Annotated in this window: 22 protein-coding genes; 3 read left to right on the forward strand and 19 right to left on the reverse strand. The window is 66.8% G+C overall.

The annotated features are described in order from the left end of the window. Nucleotides 1-35: 35 nt before the first annotated feature. From IEY07_RS11755 to IEY07_RS11785, 7 genes are all read right to left on the reverse strand, one after another. Entirely contained in the window at nucleotides 36-1,322 is a 1,287-nt protein-coding gene (locus IEY07_RS11755) for an adenylosuccinate synthase (protein WP_188895566.1), read from the reverse strand. Between the two features lie 140 nt (nucleotides 1,323-1,462). Next, the gene (locus IEY07_RS11760) at nucleotides 1,463-2,836 is read right to left on the reverse strand and encodes an ABC transporter substrate-binding protein (RefSeq protein ID WP_229669991.1); all 1,374 of its coding nucleotides are present in this window, start codon (nucleotides 2,834-2,836) and stop codon (nucleotides 1,463-1,465) included. After that, nucleotides 2,833-3,705, reverse strand: a complete 873-nt coding sequence (locus tag IEY07_RS11765; protein ID WP_229669992.1) for a carbohydrate ABC transporter permease — start codon at nucleotides 3,703-3,705, stop codon at nucleotides 2,833-2,835. Before IEY07_RS11765 ends, IEY07_RS11760 begins: the two co-directional genes overlap by 4 nt. Continuing rightward, entirely contained in the window at nucleotides 3,702-4,646 is a 945-nt protein-coding gene (locus IEY07_RS11770; RefSeq protein WP_229669993.1) for a carbohydrate ABC transporter permease, read from the reverse strand. Before IEY07_RS11770 ends, IEY07_RS11765 begins: the two co-directional genes overlap by 4 nt. 185 nt (nucleotides 4,647-4,831) lie before the next feature. After that, entirely contained in the window at nucleotides 4,832-6,820 is a 1,989-nt protein-coding gene (locus IEY07_RS11775) for an ABC transporter permease (RefSeq protein WP_188895568.1), read from the reverse strand. Then, a complete protein-coding gene (locus IEY07_RS11780; RefSeq protein ID WP_188895569.1) occupies nucleotides 6,817-8,256 on the reverse strand; it encodes an extracellular solute-binding protein in 1,440 nt (479 codons plus the stop codon). The genes IEY07_RS11775 and IEY07_RS11780 overlap by 4 nt, the downstream gene beginning before the upstream one ends. A 104-nt stretch (nucleotides 8,257-8,360) precedes the next feature. Beyond that, the gene (locus IEY07_RS11785; protein ID WP_188895570.1) at nucleotides 8,361-9,515 is read right to left on the reverse strand and encodes a mandelate racemase/muconate lactonizing enzyme family protein; all 1,155 of its coding nucleotides are present in this window, start codon (nucleotides 9,513-9,515) and stop codon (nucleotides 8,361-8,363) included. Nucleotides 9,516-9,567: 52 nt separating this feature from the next. Here IEY07_RS11785 and IEY07_RS11790 point away from each other — a divergent pair, with 52 nt between their 5' ends. Beyond that, nucleotides 9,568-10,317 (forward strand): FadR/GntR family transcriptional regulator, encoded by a 750-nt coding sequence (locus IEY07_RS11790; protein ID WP_229669994.1) that lies wholly within the window; start codon nucleotides 9,568-9,570, stop codon nucleotides 10,315-10,317. A gap of 27 nt (nucleotides 10,318-10,344) precedes the next feature. Here IEY07_RS11790 and IEY07_RS11795 read toward each other — a convergent pair whose 3' ends face one another. From IEY07_RS11795 to IEY07_RS11820, 6 genes are all read right to left on the reverse strand, one after another. Beyond that, nucleotides 10,345-10,791 carry a DUF3151 domain-containing protein gene (locus IEY07_RS11795; RefSeq protein ID WP_188895571.1) on the reverse strand — a complete coding sequence of 149 codons (447 nt, stop codon included), beginning with the start codon at nucleotides 10,789-10,791 and terminating at the stop codon, nucleotides 10,345-10,347. A 34-nt stretch (nucleotides 10,792-10,825) separates the two neighbouring features. Beyond that, nucleotides 10,826-12,013, reverse strand: a complete 1,188-nt coding sequence (locus IEY07_RS11800) for a mandelate racemase/muconate lactonizing enzyme family protein (RefSeq protein WP_229669995.1) — start codon at nucleotides 12,011-12,013, stop codon at nucleotides 10,826-10,828. Further along, nucleotides 11,980-12,735, reverse strand: a complete 756-nt coding sequence (locus IEY07_RS11805; protein WP_188895572.1) for a ribonuclease activity regulator RraA — start codon at nucleotides 12,733-12,735, stop codon at nucleotides 11,980-11,982. Before IEY07_RS11805 ends, IEY07_RS11800 begins: the two co-directional genes overlap by 34 nt. Nucleotides 12,736-13,050: 315 nt before the next feature. Then, nucleotides 13,051-14,031 carry a CorA family divalent cation transporter gene (locus IEY07_RS11810; protein WP_188895573.1) on the reverse strand — a complete coding sequence of 327 codons (981 nt, stop codon included), beginning with the start codon at nucleotides 14,029-14,031 and terminating at the stop codon, nucleotides 13,051-13,053. 2 nt (nucleotides 14,032-14,033) lie between these two features. Further along, complete coding sequence (gene fbaA / locus IEY07_RS11815) at nucleotides 14,034-15,059, reverse strand: class II fructose-bisphosphate aldolase (protein WP_188895574.1); 1,026 nt, start codon at nucleotides 15,057-15,059, stop codon at nucleotides 14,034-14,036. Between the two features lie 83 nt (nucleotides 15,060-15,142). Beyond that, nucleotides 15,143-15,718: a TetR family transcriptional regulator gene (locus IEY07_RS11820; protein ID WP_188895575.1), complete on the reverse strand. Its 576-nt coding sequence runs from the start codon at nucleotides 15,716-15,718 to the stop codon at nucleotides 15,143-15,145. An 88-nt stretch (nucleotides 15,719-15,806) separates the two neighbouring features. Here IEY07_RS11820 and IEY07_RS11825 point away from each other — a divergent pair, with 88 nt between their 5' ends. Further along, nucleotides 15,807-16,544: an SDR family oxidoreductase gene (locus IEY07_RS11825; RefSeq protein ID WP_229669996.1), complete on the forward strand. Its 738-nt coding sequence runs from the start codon at nucleotides 15,807-15,809 to the stop codon at nucleotides 16,542-16,544. A gap of 40 nt (nucleotides 16,545-16,584) precedes the next feature. On the opposite strand, the gene IEY07_RS11830 is transcribed toward IEY07_RS11825, so the two are convergent. The 3 genes from IEY07_RS11830 to IEY07_RS11840 are packed head-to-tail and all read right to left on the reverse strand — an operon-like array spanning nucleotide 16,585 to nucleotide 18,583. Further along, nucleotides 16,585-17,121 carry a hypothetical protein gene (locus IEY07_RS11830; protein ID WP_188895576.1) on the reverse strand — a complete coding sequence of 179 codons (537 nt, stop codon included), beginning with the start codon at nucleotides 17,119-17,121 and terminating at the stop codon, nucleotides 16,585-16,587. Then, complete coding sequence (locus tag IEY07_RS11835; RefSeq protein WP_188895577.1) at nucleotides 17,118-17,774, reverse strand: FMN-binding negative transcriptional regulator; 657 nt, start codon at nucleotides 17,772-17,774, stop codon at nucleotides 17,118-17,120. The genes IEY07_RS11830 and IEY07_RS11835 overlap by 4 nt, the downstream gene beginning before the upstream one ends. Nucleotides 17,775-17,776: 2 nt before the next feature. Beyond that, nucleotides 17,777-18,583, reverse strand: coding sequence for a GntR family transcriptional regulator (locus tag IEY07_RS11840; RefSeq protein WP_229669997.1), 807 nt, complete (start codon nucleotides 18,581-18,583; stop codon nucleotides 17,777-17,779). A gap of 121 nt (nucleotides 18,584-18,704) precedes the next feature. On the opposite strand from IEY07_RS11840, the gene IEY07_RS11845 reads away from it, so the two are divergent. Beyond that, nucleotides 18,705-19,802, forward strand: a complete 1,098-nt coding sequence (locus IEY07_RS11845) for an SIS domain-containing protein (protein WP_229669998.1) — start codon at nucleotides 18,705-18,707, stop codon at nucleotides 19,800-19,802. Between the two features lie 19 nt (nucleotides 19,803-19,821). Here IEY07_RS11845 and IEY07_RS11850 read toward each other — a convergent pair whose 3' ends face one another. The 3 genes from IEY07_RS11850 to IEY07_RS11860 are packed head-to-tail and all read right to left on the reverse strand — an operon-like array spanning nucleotide 19,822 to nucleotide 23,304. After that, complete coding sequence (locus IEY07_RS11850) at nucleotides 19,822-21,189, reverse strand: MFS transporter (RefSeq protein WP_188895578.1); 1,368 nt, start codon at nucleotides 21,187-21,189, stop codon at nucleotides 19,822-19,824. Nucleotides 21,190-21,232: 43 nt separating this feature from the next. Continuing rightward, a complete protein-coding gene (locus IEY07_RS11855) occupies nucleotides 21,233-22,231 on the reverse strand; it encodes an ABC transporter ATP-binding protein (protein ID WP_188895579.1) in 999 nt (332 codons plus the stop codon). Further along, on the reverse strand, nucleotides 22,228-23,304 hold the full coding sequence (locus tag IEY07_RS11860; protein ID WP_188895580.1) for an ABC transporter ATP-binding protein: 1,077 nt from the start codon (nucleotides 23,302-23,304) through the stop codon (nucleotides 22,228-22,230). Before IEY07_RS11860 ends, IEY07_RS11855 begins: the two co-directional genes overlap by 4 nt.

Raw genomic sequence — 23,304 nt, forward strand, 5'->3', positions numbered from 1 at the left:
ACCCGAGCGGGGAGCGCGGCGGCGGCTGCCCGCGCTCAGGCCAGCAGATCGTTGATCATCACGACTTCGCCGCGTCCGGGGCCGACACCGATCCCGGAGATCCGACAGCCCACGAGCTCCTCGAGGCGCTTGACGTAGGCCTGGGTGTTGGCCGGAAGATCGCCGAATTTGCGACAGCCGGAGATGTCCTCCTGCCAACCGTCCAGGAATTCGTAGACCGGCTTCGCGTGGTGGAATTCGGTCTGTGTCATCGGCATCGTGTCGTGTCGGACCCCGTCGACGTCGTAGGCGACGCAGACCGGGATCTTCTCCCAGCCGGTCAGGATGTCCAGCTTGGTCAGAAAGATGTCGGTGAACGAGTTGATCTTGTGTGCATGCTCGACCACCAGCGCGTCGAACCAGCCACAGCGCCGGTTCCGTCCGGTCGTGGTGCCGAACTCCGCACCGGTCTCGCGGAGCCGGTCGCCGTCGGCATCCAGCAACTCGGTCGGCATCGGCCCCTCACCGACCCGGGTGGTGTAGGCCTTGGCGATGCCGATCACCCGGTCGATCCGGGTCGGTCCGACACCGGCTCCGACACAGGCACCGGCAGCGACCGGGTTAGAGCTGGTCACGTAGGGATAGGTGCCGTGATCGACGTCTAGATGATGCGCCTGGGCGCCCTCGAAGAGCACCACCTTGCCGGCGTCGAGCTCGTCATTGAGCATCCGCGCGGTGTCCACGACTTGCGGCTTGATGCGCTCCGCGTGGCCGAGCAGATGCTCGGTGACCTCAGTCGGGTCGACAGCGCGCCGGTTGTACACCTTGACCAGCAGATGGTTCTTCTGCTCGAGCGCGGCCTCGACCTTCTTGGCCAGGATCGACTCGTCGAACAGGTCCTGGATCCGGATGCCGAGTCGATTGATCTTGTCGCCGTACGCCGGGCCGATGCCGCGCCCGGTGGTGCCGATCCGGGCCTTGCCGAGGAACCGTTCGGTCACCTTGTCGATGGTCTGGTGGTAGCTGGTGATCACGTGCGCGTTGGCTGAGACGACCAGCCCTGAGCAGTCGACCCCTCGTGCCTCTAGGGCATCGATCTCAGCGAAGAGCACGTCGAGGTCGACCACGACGCCGTTGCCGATCACCGGCCGTACGCCGGGGTTCAGCAGCCCGGACGGCAGCAGGTGCAGCGCGAACTTCTCCCCGTTGACGACGATCGTGTGCCCGGCGTTGTTGCCACCGGAGTAGCGCACGCAGTAGTCGATCCGGTCACCGATCTGATCGGTCGCCTTGCCCTTGCCCTCGTCGCCCCATTGCGAGCCCACCACAACGATTCCCGGCATGTGATCGCCGCCCTTACCCGTCAATTGTTAAGTCCCGCACACCACAAGGCTGCGGGACTCTTGCGACCAGAGTCTATCGGACCGTCCTCAGCAGCCAGTCCAGTCGGGCCAGCCGGCCGGGCCCCAGCTGGAACGCGGAGCTAGCTGATCTTCGGCTCGACCTGTCGGGTGTAGAGCCCCTGGACGGTCTCCTGCAGCTGGGTCAGAGTCTTGTGAACATCGGCACCGGAATTGCAGATCTGGGTGATCGATTGCGTCATAGCGGTGTCCGCCCCGGGGATGAAGACCCGCGCCCAGTCCTGCGAACGGGTCCGCGCCAGCTGTTCCAGCGGTGTCCCGACCAGCGGGTTGGCCTTTCGCAGCGCCGCGGTGTCGACCTTCGTACGGACCGGGAGATAGCCGGTCGCCTCGCCGAAGGTCACCGTGTTCTCGGCGTTGGTGAGGTAGGCGATGAATTTAGCGGCGGCCAACTGCTTGGCCGGCGACGATTGCGCTGCGATCCCCAGTCCGGCGCCGCCGGTCGGACAGACCGGCTGCCTGACCTTCGAACCGCCGGGCAGGAAGCCGACACCGATCTCGAAGGTTGCGGTCTTCTGGATGCCGACCGAGCTTCCGGTGGAGCCCCAGGTCGCGCTGGCCGCGCCGGCGGAGAAGTCGTTGGCTTCGTTGCTCCCGGCCATGATCGCCCACTTGTGGACCCTGATGTTGTCCTGGATCCTCTGGAAGACCGACACCACCTCCGGCGCGTCGATCGTCAGCTTGAAACTGTCAGCCGCCGAGAGCGCGGCGCCTTCACCCCAGAGCATCGACTGATCCACCCAGGCCGGGGTGTTCACCGAGCTGGTGTACTCGAAGGCATGCTGGGCACCGGTCCTGCCGGTCACTGACTGCAGCCGCGGCGCCCACTCGGAGAATTCCTCCCAGGTCATCGGAGCACGATCCGGCAGACCGGCCGTCCGCCAATGGTTCTTGTTGTAATAGAAGAGCGGCGTCGAGCGGGCCCACGGCACGGCCCATTGATGGCCGCCGTAGCGATAGTCGTTGAAGAACGTCGGGACGTAGTCGTCCGGATCGATCCCGGCCGCGGTCAGTGCGGTGTCCAGCGGGATGATCGAACCCTGCAGGTAGTAGCGGAACCACCAGACGTCGGAGAGCACGATCAGATCGGGCACCCCGCCGCCGACCCGCGCGGTCTGGAACTTCTGGGCGATCTGGTCGTAGTTCGACCCGGCTGTGACCAGCTCGACCTGGATCTTGGTCTGGGCCGTGAACTTGTCGATGATCTGCTGGGTCACCTGCTGCGAGCTGCCCGGGTTGTCGGTCCAGAAGGTGATCTTGCTCGCCGGCTTGACTCCCGAGAAGTCCGGCGGCTTGATCGTGGAGGACGTGCCGCTGCCGTTCTTGGTCACGATGGGCCCGCCGCAGGCGGTGACAGCGGCACCCACGCCGACGGCACCGGTGAGTCCCAGGAAGGCTCGACGATCAAGACCGCGCACACCAGGTCGGAAGGTCACTTCACCGCCCCCTGGGTCAGGCCGGCAACGATCTGGCGCTGCAGGACGGCGAAGACGATCAGGACCGGGAGGACCACGAGCACCGCTCCGGCCATCATCACCGGGTACAGGCTCGGGTCGCTCTCGGTGTTGTGCAGCAGCGTCAGACCGACCGGCAGCGTCATCATCTGCTGTGAATTGGTGATCACCAGGGGCCAGATGTAGTCGTTCCACTCCGTCACGATCGTCACCAGAGCCACAGTCGCGATGGTCGGCCGCGACACCGGGACGACGATTCGCGTCAACCGGGTGAAGTGGCCCGCGCCATCGACTTCCGCGGCCTCCAGCAGCTCAGGCGGCAGGGTGAGGAAATGCTGCCGGAGCAGGAAAGTGCCGAACGCCGTTCCGAGGCCCGGCAGGATGATGCCCCAGTAGGTGTTCACTCCCCCGAGGCTGGCTATGAATGTGTAGTTGGGCAGCAGCGCAGCCTGGGACGGCACCATCAGCGCGACGAGGATGCCGAGAAAGATGATCCGCTTGAAGGGGAACCGGACGAACACCAGCCCGTACGCACTGGTGATGGCGAGCACGATCTTCACCAACGAGCCGACAAAGGTGACGATGAAGCTGTTCAGGAACAGCCGGGGAAAGTCCACCAGCTCTGACGCCGTCTGGTAGGCCGCGAAGCTCGGGTGTGAGGGGACGAGCACCAGTCGCTGGGTGACCACTTCATCAGAGGTCTTGAGCGAGCCGATCGCCATCCACAGCAGCGGGATCACGATCACCGCCGCACTCAGGATAAGCGGCACGTAACCGGCGGGCGACGACCGGTTCAGCCGCCGCCGGCGGCTTACCGGCCGGGCGGGGCTCTGCAGGATGGACGCGGTCACCGGTAATGCACCCGCCGTTCGATCAGCACCATCTGGATCACTGTCATGATCAACAAGATGGCGAACAGGATGGTGGAGATCGCGGCCGAGTAGCCGGCCTGCGAAGCCTGGAACGCCTGGTAGTAGGTCGCGAACATCAGGGTGTTCGTGCCGTAGCCCTGGGGCGAGATGATGTAGAGCAGGTCGAAAGCCTGGAGTGAGCTCAGAATCGTCGTCAGCAACAAGAAGAACGTCGTCGGCGAGATCAGCGGCAGCGTCACCCGCCAGAACCGGTTCCAGGCCCCGGCTCCGTCGATCGAGGCGGCCTCGAGGACATCGACCGGTACCGCCTGGAGCGCCGCCAGGTAGATCACCGCACAGTAGCCGAGGTTCTTCCAGACGTAGACGATGATCACCATCAGCAGAGTGAGATGGGGATTGCCGAACCAGTTCGGGGCGGAAAGGCCCAGCCCACGCAGGATGTCGCTGAGAGCGCCGGTGGTGGGATCGAAGATGAAGGTCCAGACCAGTCCGATACCGACTCCGGACAAGACGTACGGTGCGAACACAGTCGCCCGGGCGAACCCTCGACCGATCAGCCGTTGATTCAGCACCAGGCTCAACGCCAGCCCGATGATCATCGATCCGCCGACCGTTGCGATGGTGAAGATCGCCGTCGTACCCAGGATCGTCCCGGCGTCGGAACCGGTGAAGAACTGCACGTAGTTGCCGAAGCCCACCCGGGTCGCGTACCGGTCGCCCAGCGACCAGTTCAGCGTCGAGTAGTAGATGTTGGAGATCAGCGGACGGTAGATGAAGGCGATGATCAACGCGACGTTCGGAGCCACGCAGGCGACGAACACCCAGGCGTCCCGGGCCGACCGTGACCTGGTCCGACGAGCAACCCGGGTCCTCGGCGGTGCGCCGCTCACGGCGCCGGACTCGGGCAGCGTTGCCTCCACTGTGCCACTCCTCACAAGGCTCGGTTCCGGTCCGGACTCTAGGACCGAAGCGATCCGAACTCCGCGATAGACGTCGCAGCGTCGAAGGTGTGTCGACCTGCGGCCGACTCAGCGGCGACCGAGGATCTCTCAGGTCCGTCACAGCTTCGGGGTGCCGACCCGGCCCTGCATGCGGTCGTGAGTTGTCAGCCCTTGACGGCTCCGGCAGTGAGTCCCTCGGTGAGGAACCGCTGGCCGAAGGCGTACATCAGCACCACCGGGATGCTGATCAACAGCGAGGCTGCGGCCAGTTGGCCCTGCGGCACCACGTCGCCGAAGATCATCGACTGCATGCCGACGGGGAGCGTCTTGAGCTCGTCCTTGGTGATCAACACGAAGGCGAAGAGGAATTCGTTCCAGGCGTTGGTCAGGGTGAACAGCCCCACCGCCAGCAGGCCGGGCTTGGCCAACGGCAGCACGATCCGTAGGAACGCCTGCATCCGCGAGCAACCGTCGGTCAGCGCCGCCTCCTCGAGATCGACCGGGATGGACCGGAAGTAGCCCATCAGCAGCCACGTCGCGAACGGCAACCCGAAGGTCGGATAGGTCAGGAACAACGACCACAGCGAGTCGGTGAGATGGATGCCGCTGAGCAACCGGTAGAGCGGGATGAACAGCAGTGCGCCCGGCATCACGTAGGTCAGCAGGATCGTCGAGGTGAAGCTCTGCGCGCCGCGGAACCGGAGCCGGGCCAGCGCGTAGCCGGCCAGCGAGCCGCAGACCAGCGTCAGCGCGGTCGAGGAGAACGACACGATCAGGGTGTTGCGATACCAGATCGCGAACGGCTGGGAGGTGAACAACTCGGTGAACTGCTGGGTGCTCCACGGCGTCGGCCACAGGTCGTGCAACCGGGTGGTGATCTGGATGTCGGACTTGAACGCCGTGACCACGATCCAGTAGAGCGGAAGGAGTACGAAGCCCAGCAGGACGGCGAGCACCACGCCGGTGCCGGCCCCGGAGACCAGCTTCGAGGGACCGATCCGACCGCGGGATGCCAGCCAGGACGCCAGCCCGCCTACGCCGAGCACGATCAGCGCCGGAACGACGATCAGCACTGCCGCCCGCCAGAAGAAACTGACACTGGCGATCAGCAGCAGCACGGCGACAGCGATGAACGCGATGATCACCAACGTCCGTCGCTGCATCGCGGTCAGCCGCTGTCTCCTCTCGGCAGTCTCGCGATCGCCGGACCGCATCATCCTGACCAGCAGGACGACCAGGACTCCGACCACCGGCAGCAGAACCAGCGTCGAGGCGGCACCGGGACCGAACTGCAGCTGCTGGATGGCCTTGATGTAGGCCACCAGGACGTACGGTGCGGTTGCGTTGCCCGGGCCGCCCTGGGTCATCAGCCAGACCAGGTCGAAATTGTTGAAGGTCCAGATCGAGGACAACAGCGTCGTCACGATGATCACGTAACGCAGACCCGGCAGCGTCACATGCCGGAAGCGCTGAAATGCCGAAGCCCCGTCGACCATCGCCGCCTCGTAGAGACCGGAGTCGATCGCCTTCAGTCCCGCCAGGAAGTTGACGGTGAAGAACGGGATGCCCTTCCAGACATTGACCATGATCACCGACGGCATCGCCAGGCTCGGATCGGACAGCCACTGTGCCGGCCAGCTGGAGACCAGATGCAACGACGCCAGCAGCGGACCGATACCGGAGGCGCTGAGCAGCGTGTTGACACTGCCGAAGATCGGGTCGAGCAGCGACCGCCAGGTGAAGGCGGTGACCGTGGTCGGTACCACCCAGGGCAGCAGCAGCACCCCGGCCACAACGGCCCGGCCGCGCTGCAGGTTGTGCAGCAGCAGTGCAGCCACCAGCCCGGCGACGACCTTGAACAACTCCGAATAACAGGTGAAGACGAAGGAGTTGACCACGCCCGCGTGGAAGAGGTCGTCGTGCACCAGCGAGGCGAAATTCGCCACCCCGACGAAGACGGTGGAACTGCCGTGCCGCTGGGTGGTGCTCAACACGATCGAGTAGACGATCGGGAAGAGGATCAGCGCGCCGACCAACAGCGCGGTCGGTGCGAGCAGGATCCAGGCCAGCCGCCACTCCCCAGCGGGGCGGCGGCGTTGCGGCGGCGCCTTGCCCGCGACCGGCCTCGCGGCCGCCGTGTGCACTGCGGTCACTGCTTGACGCCCTGCTGCTCGAAGATCTTGATAAGATCATCGTTGGCCTGCTGCACCGACTGCTTGACCGACATCCCCTTCAGAATCCGCTGCATCATGTCGGTCAACACATAGGACTGGTTGGCCGCCTGCCGGCCGGCACTCGGTACGGAGGGGAAGGTGTAACCGGTCGTTGTCTTGTGCGGCAGCGGCGCCTCCTGCATGTCGCGCATGATCGTGAAGGCCGGATCGCCGTTGGTGTAGAAGGAATCGGAGTCCCAGACCTTCTTCCACGCGGGCAACACCAAGCCAGTGGAGTCCTTGGCGATGTCCAGCAGGGCGTCCCCGTGCATCAGGTATTGCGCGAGAACCTTGGCCAGCCCGGCGTTCTTGGCCCCCTTGAAGACCACCAGGGCCTCGCTGGCGCCGGCGGACAGCGGCGTGTCGGTGGCTGGTCCGGTGCAGCCGATGAAGGACTGGGTGTTCTTGTAGACCGGATTCTTCTGGGCCTTGGAGTCGGCGTAGACGCTGAACTGGTTGTTGATCACGCCCACGATGCCGGCCAGCCAGTTCTCGTTGTTGCTGGAGTCGGTCCAGCTCCCGATACCCGGCGGCAGCATCGGCTTGTACTTCGGACTGGTGAAGATATCGGCCAGGAAGCTGACCCCGTCGATGGTTTCGGAGCTGTAGAGCTTGACCTTGCGACCAGTGTTGTCGGTCATCGCGCCGCCGTAGCAGTTGATCACTCCCTCGATCATCCCGTTGGCGTCCCCGGACCGGTTGACGGTCATCCCCCAGCCGTACCGCTTCTTCGTCGGGTCGGAGATCTCCAGGCAGATGTCGCGCAATTCCTCGTAGGAGTAGTACTCCTTGGTCTTGATGCCCTTGTCGGCGAACCAGTCCTTGCGAGCGAACATGCCCTGGCCGATGAAGTAGTAGGGGATGCCGTACCACTTGCCGTCGAACACGCAGTTCAGCTGCGCCTCGGGCGACGGCTCGCCCCAGGTCTTCTTCAGTTCCTCCACGACATCGGTGACATCCTCGAGATCACCGAGCTCATGAAACTCGGCCAGGAAGCGGCCGTCGTCGACGAAAGCCATGTCTCGGTTGTTCCCGGCCTTGATCGCGGCATCGGTCTTGGCCACCAGGTCTCCGGTGTCGCCCTCGATGGTGCTGGAGGTGACGCTCGTGCCGGTCGCCTTGCTGAACGCCGCGATCGCGTTGGTGAAAGCGGTGTTGGCGGACTGGGCGTACTGCTTCTGAGCGAGGATGCCCAGCTTGGAGCCCTTGAACGGCTTGGCGGCATCGACCACCGACTTCTCGACGGTGATCTTGCTGGAGTTGCTCGGCGGGGTGCTGCCGCCGCAGCCGACCAGGCCGGCGATTGCTGCACCGCCTCCCAGCCCGAGCGCTGCCCGGCGGGAGAAGCCGGCAGGTGTTGTGATCTTGTTCGTCATCGATCCTCCTGGGTACGACGCTGTCCCAACGTGGACGGAGATGGTTGCTACTGATCGGTTCGTGCTGGTTGGTTCGGGTTGGTTGGTTCGGGTTGGTTGTGGCCCTATTCGAAGATCCCGAAGCTGGGCACCGCGTGCCGCCGTACGGCGTCGAGATCCGGCTCGACGCCGATCCCCGGCGTATCGGGAAGAGTGATGTAACCGTCCTTGACGATGGACCCGCTGCCATCGGGCGGCACAACATAGCTGTCCCAGACCTCGCGCTCCTCCAGTGCGTGCCATTCCTGGACGTAGAAATTCGGCACCGTGCTGCACTGGTGGGCCGATGCCATGGTGCCGAGCGGGGTCGACACCAGGTGGGGGGCGAACGGGACGTAGTACATCTCCGCCAGATTCGCGATCTTCTTGCTCTCGGCCAGCCCGCCACACTTAGGGATGTCGGGCTCGATGACATCGACCGCACCGGCATCGAGCAGCTCCCGGAATCCCCAGCGGAGGTAGAGATTCTCTCCGGCACAGATCGGGGTCTTGGTGCTGGCACGGACCCGGGCCAGGGCCTGGGGGTTCTCCGGCGGCGTCGGCTCTTCCAACCACATCAGGGAGTACGGCTCCAGCTCGGCCGCGATCCGGCAGGCGCTTGGCACGTCGTAGCGGGCGTGCATGTCGATGGCGAGATCGACATCGGACCCGATGGCCTCGCGGACCGCGGCCACCCGGTCGACCATGTCGCGGATCTCCCGGCCCCCCAAGGTGTGGTTGTAGCGGTCGAACTTCGCCGGGTGACCGAGATTGTCGATGTCGAACTTGATCGCAGTGAAGCCCTCCGACACCATGCGCTGCGCCCGGTCGACGCAACCCGCGATCGAGCCCTCGGGATCATCGCCGTCGCCGCAGTCGGCGTACACCCGGATCCGGTCGCGGAACTTGCCGCCCAGCAGACGATAGACGGGCTGACCCATCGCCTTGCCGGCGATATCCCACAGTGCCAGCTCGATCCCGCTGATCGCGATCACGAAGACTCCTGACTGGGCGCCGGCGAAGACCCGGCGGCGTAGCTTCTCCCAGCACTGCTCGACATTTCGGGGGTCCTCGCCGATCAGCATCGGCCGGACGGTGTTGATTACCCCGACGACGCCACCGGCGCCGGCGTCAGGATTGGCCTCGCCATATCCGGAGATGCCTTCGTCGGTGTCGATTCGGACCAGAGTTGCTTCGCCGTGATAGCGGACAACGGCGGTGGTGATGTTGGTGATCTTCATTGATCCCTCGTGTCGGTCCTGCTGATAGGAACTTGTCATATAAGCTGACGACATGGTCAGCAAACAGGAAGTGCGGCCTGATGTCAAGGTCCGAACGCTTCCGATGCAGGTGGCATCGCATCTGGTCCGCAGGATCGCCGCCGGTGAACTGACCGACGAGCACGTGCCGTCCGAGCTCGACATCACCCAGCAGTTCGGCGTGTCGCGGGTGGTCGCCCGCGAGACCCTGAAGATCCTGTCGTCGTTGGACATCGTGCACATCGCGCAGGGACGTCGGCTGGTGCTGCGGCCGGCGGAGGAATGGGACTATCTCAGCCCTCAACTGCTCGAGTGGCTGCCCGAGGATCAGGTCACCGCCCTGCTCCGTGAGTTCCAGGAGACGCGGCTGCTGCTGGAGCCCGAACTCGCTGCCCGCGCAGCGACCATGATTTCCAAGTCATCGTTGCGCCGGCTCAACGAACTGGTGGACCGGATGCTCGACCTCGAGAACAGCCCCGAGGACTACCTCGAGGTCGACCACGCCTTCCACATGGAGATCTGCCGGGCTTCGCAGAATCGCATCCTCGACCGGATCATGTACGCCGCTCGATGGCTGCTGGCGACCAGTCGTCGGGTGACCAACGAGGAGCCACACGGCCTGGCCGCTGCAACTGCCATCCATCGGGAGATCCTGGAAGCCATCGAATCAGCAGATGCCGAGCGCGCCCGGCAGGTGATGCACAAGCACATGGAGCTCAACATCCAGATCCTCGGCAAGCCGAAGCGGACCGGACGCGTACGACGCCGGCCGGCCCGCCCCTGACGGATCGCTCCTCTGTTTACCGGCCGGTCAGCCGGCCAACTCGCCGTAGGCGGTCTCGGACGAGTCCCGCAGGAATTGCGCGCAGCGCTCCCGTTCCTCGGTCTCGCCGATCCGCCCGGCCGCCACCGACAGCGCCCAGAGCGCCCGCAGGAAGCCGCGGTTGGGCAGGTGTTCCCACGGCACCGGGCCGGAGCCGCGCCAGCCGGCTCGGCGGAGCGCGTCCAGGCCCCGGTGGTATCCGGTCCGGGCGAAGGCGTACGCCCTGATCGTGTCCTCGGGAGTGTTCCGGTCCAGCGCCAGCTCGGCCAGCAGTGCCCAGCCGAGACTCGAGGCCGGATGCCGGCCGACGATCTCGACCAGCCGGGTGCCGTCGGCCTCGACCTCGGCGGCGGCCGGATCTTCCGGCAGCCGGGTCTCGGGGGTGCCGGCGTTACTGGACAACAGGTTGCGATGGGCCTCGGTCACAGACCCCATCCTGCCAGCACCGACCGGCCGACCCGACGGACGCTCAGTCCCCGAAACCTTCCACCACGTGAGCCCGCAGGTAGTGGAGGTCGAAGCCGATCCCCAGACCTGGTCCGGTCGGGAGCTTGAGCGCGCCGCCGCTGTTGTCGAGCGGTTCGGTCAGCATCGGGTCGTACTTGCTCAGGTCAAAGCTGCTGGTCTCCACCCGGTAGAAATTCGGCACCGTGGCCATCACCTGCGCGCCGGCCATCACGTTGACCGGACCGCTGGCGTCGTGCGGCGACATGGGAATGTTGTACGCCTCCGCCATGATCGAGATCTTCTTGAGTTCGCTGATGCCCCCGGTCCAGGTGACGTCCGGCATCGCGAAGTCGGCGAGCTTGTTCTCGAAAATCGGCACGAAGTCCCAGCGGGTGTGCAGCCGCTCGCCGATCGAGATCGGCACGTCGAGCATCCCGCGCACCTGCGCCAGCGCGTGATAGCTCTCCGGCGGCACCGGCTCCTCGAACCAGTGCAGATCCGCGACCGCGGTCAGTGCCCGAGCGGCCCGGATCGCCGTCGGCACGTCGAAGCGCCCGTGTGCGTCGATCAGCACCTCGGTGCCCGGTCCGGCGGCCTCGGCGACCACCGCAGTCAGCTCGGCGGCCTGCCGTTCGAGGTCCCGCGGCAGGAAGCCGTCGAGGTAGCCGTCGTTGGCCGACGACACACCGGCGGCGTGCGGGAACGGGTCGAACTTGATCGCGTCGTGACCAGAGTCGGTGATCCGCCCGATCTCCTCCCGGATCGCTGCCGGGGAACGGAACTGCGACTGGTCGGGATGGGTGTAGAGCCGGATGTCGTCACGGACCCGTCCGCCGAGCAGCTCATGGATCGGCACGCCGAGAGACTTGCCGCGCAGGTCCCAGAGCGCGATGTCGATGGCGCTCAAGGCGTTCAGCGCCGCTCCCCTGCTGCCGGTGTAGGTGAAGGTGCGGAAGATCTTGTGCCAGATCGCCTCGATCCGCGCCGGGTCGTCCCCGACGACAAGATCATTCAACTGGCGCAGGATCCCGGCAACGGCGCGGTTGGCCATCGGGGTCGTCGTGGTGACCTCTCCCCAACCGCTCAGTTCGGTGTCGGTGCGCACCTCGACGAAGAGGAACTCGCCCCAGAAGGAGGCCGGCGTGGTGATCAACCACGGAACGATCGCGGTGATCTTCATCGCTGCGCCGCCGCCTGTCCGGCCCGCCATTGCTCGTATTCGGGTCTGGCCTCGTCGGACAACGGGTAGTAGCGCCGCAGGTCGCCGCCCTCGGACAACCGGAGCCGGGAGAACTCCTCCCACTCGGCGTGCTCGCCGGCGGTCTCCAGCAGCCTCGGTGCCAACGCGATCGGCACCACCACGGCGCCGTCGTCGTCGGCGACGATGATGTCGCCGGGCATCACCAGCGTGCCGCCGCAGGCCACCGGGACGTTGACGGCGTACGGAAAAACGTCTGTCTGGGTGTGGAAGTTCGGTGTCACGCCCCGCAACCACAATCCGATCCCGAGCTGCTTGGCATGACCGGAATCCCGGATGCAGCCGTCGATCACCACCCCGGCGCCGCCACGGCCGGCGAAGTAGGTCAACATCATCTCCCCGAAGACCCCGCTGGTCATGCTGCCCCGGGCGTCGACGACGACGAAATCCCCGGGCTGCACGTGGTAGAGCACCTCGCGGTGCAGCTGCCGGTCCGGGTTGTCGTACTCGTCGACGGCATGCAGATCCTCGCGCCGGGGGACGAACTGCAACGTCAGCGCGGGGCCTGCGGTGGCAACGCCGGGAGTGTGGCTGACCGGTCCGACCAGGTGGGCGCTGCGGACGCCGAGCTTGGCGAGTTCGCCGCTCGCCGTCGCACTGCCGATCCTCGCCAGTGCGGCGACGAGGTCCGGATCGGGCCGGGTGATGTCCTGGCTCTGGTTGGGCGTGACCATGGCTGTCCTCTCGTGCACATCTCTGGGCGACTGGGATTCCCCGATCACCTCGACCCTACTCGGGCAAGATCATCGGGATCCGGTCCGGGTCGCCGCCACGGACGCGTACGAGCAATGTCGCGACAACTCAAGTTGCGAGGCCGATCGGGCATCCTGAGCCATCGAAGTCGTGACAACTCGACTTCCGCGGGTTCCGGGCCGAAAGTCGAGTTGTCACGAGTTCCACGGGCTGCCGGAGCCGAAACGGGCCCGGATCTCGTGTTGTCGCGAGTTCCGCTGCCGCGGGCGCTGGCCGAGGGAGGGAGGCGGACCCGGCTAGATCCAGGACTTGCGGCGGAAGACGATGTACAGCACGCCGGCGGTGATGATGATCAAGGCCAGGTAGACGTAGAAGCCGAGCTGCGAGCCTTGGAACCAAAAGTCGACATTCATCCCGACGAACCCGGTGATCAAGGTCGGCGCAGCGATGATCGCCGCCCAGCCGGTCAGCTTCTTCATCACCTCGTCCAGCCGGGCGTTGTCCAGCGACAGGCTGGTGTCGAAGATCGACGTCAGGCCGTCGGCCAGCGCGGTGACCTCGATGGTGACCCGCTCGGTCCGGTCGATGATCTTGCTCCAGTGCCGGAAGTTGATCTCGTCGGATGCCGGCACGTTGTCGGCCAGCTCCTGGACGACGTCGCGGGTCGGCGCCGTGATCCGCCGCAGGTCCGTCACGGCCCGCCGCAGCCGGAAGGCGTCGAGTTTGCGCTGGGTGCTCAACGGCCTACCGCCGAACAACTCGTCGGCCAGTTCGTCGGAGGCGGCCTCGAGTTGTTCGGTGGTGGAGATGGTGGTGTCGATCACGAGATCGACGACCAGTTGGGCGGCGCGGTCGGCGCCGCCTTCGGTGAGCCGGGACCCGGCCTCCTCGAGCATTCGCGCGATCCGCTGTCCGTACCCGTCCCCGGCCAGCACGATCACCACCTGGTCGGCGATGATCATGGAAACGTCCTCGTCGACCAGATCACGATCATGAAGCTCAACGGCGAGCATCCTGACCAGCAGGCAGTCGGCGTACTCGCTGACCCGGCAGCGATGCCGGGGGGTCAGCAACTCGCTGACCGCGTATTCGTCGAGCCCGAGGATCTTGGCGAGCCGGAGCAGCTCGGGGGTCTCCTCACGAGGCACGATCGCCCACGCCGAAGCGTCCCCGTTCTGCTGCAGGACGTCAGCCAGGTCATCGCCGTCCAGATCGTGTGCGATGACCCGACTCCCGATCCACGCCTCGCTCAGCGCGACCGGCCCGCCAGCCGCCAAGGTCAGGCCTTCGGCGACGTTCCGGTGCTGCGCAGGTCCTCGCAGGCGACGACCACACGCTCGGCCAGACCGGCCTCGGCCGCCCGGCCCCAGGCACGCGGATCGTAGGCCTTCTTGTTGCCGACCTCGCCGTCGACCTTGAGCACACCGTCGTAGTTGCTGAACATGTGCGCGGCGACCGGGCGGGTGAAGGCGTACTGGGTGTCGGTGTCGATGTTCATCTTGATCACGCCGTAGTCGACCGCGGCGCGGATCTCCTCCAGCGTCGAACCGGAGCCACCGTGGAAGACGAGATCGAAGGGCTTGTCCTTGCCGATCTTGGCGCCGACCTGCTCCTGGATGTCCTTGAGCACCTCCGGACGCAGCTTGACCGCACCGGGCTTGTAGACGCCGTGCACGTTGCCGAAGGTCAACGCGGTGATGTAGCGGCCGTTCTCACCGCTGCCCAGCACCTCGACCGTACGCAGCCCGTCACCCGGGGTGGTGTAGAGCTTCTCGTTGATCTCGTTGCTGACGCCGTCCTCCTCGCCACCGACGACACCGACCTCGATCTCGAGAATGATCTTGGCAGCGGCGGCCTGGGCGAGCAGCTCGGAGGCGATCGACAGATTCTCCTCCAGCGGCACCGCGGAACCGTCCCACATGTGGGAGCCGAAGAGCGGATCCTTGCCCGCCTTCACCCGCTCGGCGGAGATCGCCAGCAGCGGACGGACGTAGCCGTCGAGCTTGTCCTTGGGGCAGTGGTCGGTGTGCAGGGCGACGCTGACCGGGTAGTTCTTGGCGACCTCGTGGGCGTATTCGGCCAGCGCGACCGCACCGGTGACCATGTCCTTGATCTTCGGTCCGGACGCGTACTCCGCACCTCCGGTGGAGATCTGCACGATCCCGTCCGAACCGGCGTCGGTGAAGCCCTGCAACGCCGCGTTCAGCGTTTGGGACGAGGTGATGTTGATAGCGGGATAGGCGAATGATCCGGCCTTCGCCCGATCCAGCATCTCGGCGTAAACCTCGGGGCTTGCAATAGGCATGTGGGGTCCCTCTCTGGCGCTCACGGCTTTGCTTGGGGCCAGTCTTTCACCTGTGCCCCCAACAGTGCATCCCGGCGATCCGATCAACCGGACGCCACCGCCGTGGCCTCCCTGAGCTGCAGGCCCGCGGCGTGGACACTGGAAGCCAGATCGATCGCACCGGCCTCCTGCACCCAGCGATCGAACCCGACGCGAAAGAGCGCAACGCCGACGTCGGCCAGCAGCATCGCCGTCGACTCGTCGACGCCGCGGCCACGTAGCGCAGCGGCCAACGCGGCGGCAATGGCGGCGAATTTGGCATGTCCACGCTCCTGCAGTTCGGGGCTGGCGGCGATGATCGCGCGACGTTGCGGCGCGTGCTCGGCAACCCGTTCGCCGAGTACCTCCGCTACCGCGGCCAGCGCCTGCTCGACGGCTTCGAACGGCCGGACCTCGGGCTCGACCCGGTGCAGCGCCTCGGCCAGCAGCACGGACAGCTGGTCGGAGCCGGCGAACAGCACGTCGCGCTTGTCGGCGAAGTAGCGCGAGAACGTCCGTCGCGTCAGGCCGGCGCGGTCGGCGATCTGGGCCACCGTGACGTTGTCGTATCCGCGTTCCAGGAACAGTTCGATGGCCGCGCTGCGCAGCCGTTCCTCGCCGTCGGGTTCCCATCTGGCCACAGGGTCATGGTACTCGCGATGTCTCACTGGGACATCAACCTGCTACTGTGATGTCTCAGTGAGACATAACACAAGACTGGAGACATTCATGACCATGAACGGGCAGACCATGAACGGGCAGCGGATCGTCGTCGTCGGAGGCAGCTCCGGCATGGGGCTGGCGACGGCACGGGCCGCCGCCGGCGAGGGCGCACAGGTGACCATCGCGTCGAGCCGGCCGGAACGCATCGACGCCGCACTGGCAGAGCTGCCGCCGGGGTGCGCGGGTGCAGTGCTCGACGTCCGGGATCGCGAACAGGTCGCCGCGATGTTCGATCAGGTCGGCGAGGTCGATCACCTGGTCTTCACCGCCGGCGACAGCTTCACGCCCCGTCCGCTGGCCGATCTCGACCTCGCCGACGCCCACGCGCTACTGGAGGTCCGCTTCTGGGGCGCGGTTACCGCCATCAAGTACGCGATCCCGCATCTGCGTCCGGGTGCCTCGATCTCATTGACGACCGGCACCGTTGTGCAGCGGCCATCGCCGGGCACCGCACTGGCGGCCGCCGGCGCGGGCGCAGCCGAAGCGCTCGTCCGTGGGCTGGCCGTCGAGCTTGCGCCGGTGCGGGTCAATGCCGTCCGCGCCGGCGCATTCCGGACGCCGCTGTGGGAGCGCGTCCCCGAGGCGCAGCGCGAGGCGATCTTCACACGGCTGTCGCAGCAGACCCTCGTAGGGAGCGTCGGGGAACCGGAGCAGATCGCTCAGGCACACCTGTATCTGATGCAGAACGGCTACGTCACCGGGACCGTGCTCGGAGTCGACGGCGGGTCCCTGTTGGCCGGCTAGGCAAGCGCTTGGGCAGGTTCGGCAAGTCGGGCAGGCCCGGTCAGGCGTCCAGGCCGCTCAGGTCCAGCCCGTGCCGGCCGCCCGAGTAGGCCCGTACGGTGGTGTCCAGGGTTGCCGGCAGCACCGGCAGCTGCTCCAGCGGAAGATCGACCTGGCTGCCATCGACGCCGACCGCCCGCAACACCGGCCCGGATGGCCAGACGCCCTTGGCCGTGGTCAGCACGGCGAGCTGGGACCAGCCGAGTTGCCGATCCGCCAATTCGATGCCGGCCCGGGTCACCCGCAGCGCGGTTCCTCGCCCGGACGCCGCGACCACCGCACGGGAGCGCCGCAGAGCGATCCAGCAGAACAGCGCCCAGCCCAGCCCAGCGAGCAGGATGACGCCGTAGACCACGATCGTCCCGGTCGGATTGGCAGTGAGTCGATCACGCTGCCAGATGAACACCAGGAGCAGGATCAGGACTGAGATGCCCAGGCTGATCAATCGGCTCCGCAACATCCGCTGCCACCGTTGGACCCGGTTGACTGCCGGAGTGGGATCGTACGGGACAACCAATTCATCGATCCCCGTTGTCACCGGCCGTCTCCCCTCATCCTCGTCGTACTGGCTGCACTGACCGCCCTGGCCGAAGCGAGGTCGCCGCGCTCGGTCAGCCCGTTGATCACGCCGAGCACATCGGCGGCCGGTCGATTCTGGCTGAGCTTGGCCTTCGCCTCGATCCTGCTGATGATCAACTCGACGCCGACGATCGCCCGCAGCTGGCCGCTGACGAAGCGCTGGGGCGCATCGTCGACCGACCACGGATGATCACCGCCCGGCTGCAGCCGCTCGTGGTGATCGGTCAGCCTGCGGACAAGATCATCGAGCCAAGCCACGTCGTCGTGCACGACCAACCGGCCGTGGACATGGCAGATCAGGTAGTTCCACGTCGGCACCACCCGTCCGTGCTCGGCCTTGCTGGCATACCAGGACGGCGAGATGTACGCGTCCGGTCCCTTCAGGATCACCAGCGAGTCGCCGGTCGGCGTGAGCTGCCAGTGCGGGTTGTTGCGGGCCAGATGACCTTGCAGGCGGCCCGGTCCGCCGTCGGAGTCGGGCAGATGCAACCACGGCAACAGGGTGGCCTGCAGACCGTCGGGGGTCGGCGTGATCAGATCACCGGCCAGCGGGCCGGTCAACAGGCCGGACAGTTGATCATCGTCGGCGGCGAAGTGTTTCGGCACGTACATGATCAACCGGCTCCTCGCGGTGTGATCGCCATGTGGATCCGGTAGCGGTCGGCACGGTAGGCCGAGGTCGACATCTCGATCACCCGGTCACCGGCGTAGGTGACCCGCTCCTGCACCAACAGCGGCGCCCGGCGCGGGATATTCAGGATTCGTGCCTGGTGGACGTCGGCGGCCTCCGCGCGGACGGTCTGCTCGCCGCTGGTGACGACCAGGCCGTACTCGGTGGCGAAGACATCGTAGAGCGAGCCGAGTTCGCACTTCAGCAGCCCGGGGAACAGTGCCGAGGGGTAGTAGCCGACCTCGTACGCCATCGGGGTGCCGTCGGCGGTCCGCAACCGCTCCACCCGGATCACCGGCCGGCCGGGCCGGATCCGCAAGGCGTACGCGACATCGTCACCGGCACGCTCCTCGCCGGCCGACAGCACGACCGTCGCCGGGATGAGCCCGCGATCACGCATCTCCCGGGAGAAGGAGGTCAGGTGCAGCCGGGAGTCGATCTGCGGGCCGGTGACGTAAGTGCCCTTGCCGTGCACCCGCTCCAGCGCCCCGGTCTCGACCAGATCGGCGATCGCCTGCCGGATGGTGACCCTGCTGACGCCGAGCCGGGTGACCAGCACCCGCTCGGACGGGATCGCGTCACCGGGATGTAACTCGGTGTCGATCAACTCCTCCAGGATGCCCCGCACCTGGGCCCGTTTCGTCGTAGCCGGCCCGACCGGGCGATCCAACCGGTAGCGTTCGACGAAGCCGCCCGGCGATGCTGCCGCGACGGGCGCCGCACGACCGTCGAACGGTGCACGCTCGGACACTCCCTGCTCCCTGGATCAGGCGGCCGGACCCCGGGCGGCCCGACTCCGCATCTGGTCGCTGCGGCCACTACGATGAGTCCGCCTGCTAGACCAGTCCATACCAGTATGACGGAGGGTGTCTGTGCCCAACAACCAGCCTGCATCCGAGCTGTCAGGGGAAACCCGGCCCGCGGCCACCCTGATGGCCTCGGAGATTGCCGAGCAACCTGCCGCGCTCGAGGCAACCCTGGCTGCTTTGCTGCCGCTGCGGTCCCGGATCGCGCAGGTGACCGCAGGCCGCAAGCGGCTGCTGCTGGTCGCACGCGGCTCCAGCGACAACGCCGCGATCTACGGCCGCTATCTCGCCGAACTGCATGCGGGCATGGCCGCCTCGCTGGCGGCGCCGTCGGTGGCGACCTTGTACGACGCCCACGTCGACCTCTCCGACACCATCGCCGTCTGTGTCAGCCAGTCCGGCTCGACCGCCGAGATCGTCGACACCCTGGAGTGGAGCAAGCGCGGCGGCGCGGCAACCATCGCGATCACCAACGCCGAAGGGTCGCCGCTGGCCGAGGCCGCGGATCTGGCGCTGATCACCCAGGCCGGGCAGGAACGCGCCGTGCCGGCCACCAAGACCTACACCACGCAGGTCGCCGCACTGGCCGTGACGGTCGATGCCCTGGCCGCGTCCTTCGGACGGTCAGGTGCGCTGGACGCCGAATTCGCCAAGATCGGTGACCAGGCCCGGGCGATGCTGGAGACGCCGGCCGAGACGCTTGACGCGATGGCCGGTGCCTTGGCGGAGGTCGACGAGGTGCTCACCTCGGGACGCGGACTCGCCTTCGGCACCACGCTGGAGACCGCACTGAAGCTCGAAGAGACCTGCCTCCGCCCGGTCCGCGGCCTGTCGTACGCCGACCTCAAGCACGGACCGATCGCCATCGTCGATCATGAGCTGCTGACCGTGCTGGTCGCTGGCCCGTCCGGTCCAACCGTCCCCGGACTGACCGAGCTTGCCGGGATCGTACGGGAGAAGCACAGCATGGTGATCGGGATCGGCGGCGACGAGAGCTTCCGGGCCGCCTGCGATCTTGCCGTCCCGGGGCCGGACTCCAGCGAGACGCTTGCCCCTCTGACCTTGATCATCCCGGCGCAGCTGACAGTCGAACGCCTCGCCCACAAGCTGGGCTTGGATCCGGATGCGCCCCGAGGACTGCGCAAGATCACGCAGACCGATTAGGCAGTGTGTACCGGGACGACTAGTCGGGGTCGACGCTGGGGGCCAGCGGGACGATGATGCGGCGGTCCATCCGGACGGCGTATGCCAGGAGCGGTACGGCGACCAGGACCGCGATCAGGGACAGCCCGCCGAAGCCGACCGCGGCGAAGATCGGGCCGGAGATCAACGCGGCCAGCGCCGCGAACCCGTTCATGGCGCTGTCGACGACTCCCTGAGCGGACGGGCGGATCGGGGCCGGTACGGATTCGGTCAACATGATCGATCCGGGCACCGTTCCGCACGACCAGCCCAACCCCAGCAGGAAAAGACTCAGCATCGTCCAGCCCGCTGCCCCGGCCGACATGATCGCGATCAACGTGCTGCTGAGGAAGATCAACTGCCCGATCATGATCACCCGGACCGGGCCGATGCGATCGCTCGCGTAGCCGACCAGCGGGGAGAGCGCGTACATCCCGAGCACGTGGATGCTGATCGTGATGCCGACGATCGTCAGGGTTGATCCGTGATGGCTGAGCTGGACCGGCGTCATGGTCATCAGGCTGACCATCGACAGGTGCGCGCCGATCACCGTCAACAGCGCGAATCGCGCCGGCCCGATCGACCACAGGGTGGCGAACACCTCGCGGATGGAAGCGCGACCGGTGTGCCCGTCGGCGCGGACCTCGTAGCGTGCGGCGGTCAGCAGCGGATCCGGGCGCAGCATGATCATGATCAGCAGTCCGGCGACCACCAGCACGACGATCGAGATCACGAAAGCACCCGCCAGCGGCGGTAGCCCGAGGCGCCGGGACACCCATTCACCCGGCTCACCGAGATTCGGGCCCAGAACCGTCCCCAGGGTGCCGGACCACACGACGAAGGACAGCGTCCTGCCGCGCAGCGCCGGCAACACCAGATCCGTCGCGGCGAAGCGGGACTGCAGGCCGACCGCCGTACCGCAGCCGAAGAGCAGCATGCCACCGATCATCAGCGCGGCGTTGTCGGTGATCGCCGCACCGATCAGCACCGCGGCGCCGACCGCAGCGACGAACCAGCCGATGGACAACGCGACCCGGCGCCCGCCGTGGGTGGCCAGCACTGCCAGTGGAATGCCGGCCAGCGCCGCACCGAGCGTCATCGATGTCCGTGCCAGCCCGGCCATCGTCTCGCTGTTGGTCACCTGCTCGGCCAGCAACACCCCGACCGACGGCGCGGCGCCCATGCCGAACGAGCCGAGGACCTGCCCCAGGATCAGCAGCCGTACGCTGCGGCGTTGGGCCGCGATGATCTCCGGTCGCCGTTGCCAGCCGACCGCCGACGTCACGACCGGCACCGTCCTTGGTTCGTTCGCTGCGTTGTCGATGATCGCAATCCTTCTGTTGAAGAAGCCTCGGGTCTGTGTTGCCATCCAACCGCCAATCGGACCGGCGGACGAATCCGGCCCGGGAAGATCAAGTAGCGTAGTGGCACTCGGCGGTGTGCCCGGGACTGATCGTGACCACCGGAGGGGCCTCGTTGGCACACAGCTCGGTCGCCAGCGGGCAGCGGGTCCGGAAGCGGCAGCCGGTGGGGACAGCCAGAGGATCCGGCGGCTCGCCTGCCAACCGCACCCGCTCCCGCTCCCCCGGTCTCGGAACCGGAGAAGCCGCGATCAGCGCCCTGGTGTACGGGTGCCGCGGCTCGGCGAAGACCTCGTCGGTCGGACCGTCCTCGACGATCCGGCCGAGATACATCACACCGACCCGTTGCGAGATCTGCCGGACGACCGGCAGGCCATGCCCGATGAAGAGATAGCTGAGCCCCAGCTGCTCGCGGAGATCGACGAGCAGGTTGACGATCTGGGCCTGCACCGAGACATCGAGCGCCGACGTCGCCTCGTCCGCGAGGACCAGCCTCGGATTGAGCGCGATCGCGCGGGCGATCCCGACCCGCTGCCGCTGGCCGCCCGACAGCGATCTCGGCCGGGCACCGGCCCGCGACGGATCCAGCCCGACGGCCTTGATCAACTCCTCGGTCCGTGATTCCAGCTCGGATCCGGTCAGACCGCCGAGCACCCGCAGCGGCTCGGCGACGATCTGCGCCACTCGCATCCGCGGATTCAGCGATCCCAGCGGGTCCTGGAAGATCACCTGCAGTCCGGAGCGGAGCCGTCGCATCCGGGCGTCGTGCAGATGAGTGATGTCGGTGCCGTCGAAGACGATCCGGCCGCCCGTCGGCTCGAGCAGGCGCAGCGCGACCTGACCCAGCGTCGACTTGCCGGATCCCGACTCACCCACCAGCGCGTACGTCTCGGCCTCGGCGATGCTCACCGAGACGTCGTCGACCGCCTTCAGCACAGCACGTGGCGCCAACGGATTGGAGGTGGTTCGGACCCGGAAGTGCTTGCTCACCCCTTCCAGGCTGAGCAACGCCGGTGCCTGGCTCGGGGCGGATGCCGGTGCTTCGATCATGGCCGCCCTGCCTTCTGGAGGGGCCCGGTGGCCATCTCGTGTTGCTCGGCAGGTGGTGTGTGGTCCTGGACGGCCGCCACGAGGCCCTCCTGGCCGGGATGCCAGCAGGCGGTCGTGCTGTCGCCGAACGCCACGACCGGGGGATCCTCCACCGCACACTGCGCATCCGCACGCGGGCAGCGCGGGTGGAACGCACATCCGGACGGCAGCTGCCCAGGGTCCGGGACGCTGCCGTCGATCGCCGGCAGCCGGTCCGGCCGCGGCCCCGTGATCAAGGGGATGCTCCCCAGCAATCCTTGGGTGTACGGATGCGCCGGCCTGGTGAAGACCGTGGACGGCGCGGCGGTCTCCACGACGCGACCGGCATACATCACCACGACGCGATCGGCCACCTCGGCGGCGACCCCCAGATCGTGGGTGACGAGAAGAACGCCAAGATCGGCTTCGATCCGCAGCCGGTCGATCAGATCCAGGATCTGTGCCTGGATGGTGACGTCCAGTGCCGTGGTCGGCTCGTCGGCCAGCAGCAACCGGGGCCGGGCAGCGAGAGCGGCGGCGATCATGACCCGCTGACACATGCCGCCCGAGAGTTGGTGCGGATAGCTGCGCAGTACGCGATCCGGATCGGAGATGCCGACCTCCCGGAGCAACTCGCGCAACCGCTCCCGCTCCGCCTGCCTGTCCAGTCGCCCCCTGCGGCGCAGTGCTTCGGTCAGCTGACTGCCGACGGTGAACACCGGGTCCAGGGAGCTCATCGGCTCCTGGAAGACCATCGCGAGGTCCCGTCCACGCAAGGCCCCGAACTGATCATCACTGCTCAGCTCGACGCCGTCGACCCGGATCGACCCACCGACCTCGACGTCGCCGTCGAGCTGCATCAACCCCATTAGCGTCCGGACCGTAACCGACTTGCCACTGCCGGATTCCCCGACCAGGACGACGATCTCACCGGCGCGCACCTCCAGGGTCGCCTCCCGGACCAGCGGCAACGACGACGCGCCCGGACGATGCAGCGTCACCGAGACCCGATCGATCTCCAGCAGCGGACCGCTGCCGTCGGCCGACTCACCCAT

The organism is Microlunatus endophyticus, from assembly GCF_014646195.1.
Classification (GTDB): Bacteria; Actinomycetota; Actinomycetes; order Propionibacteriales; family Propionibacteriaceae; genus Microlunatus; species Microlunatus endophyticus.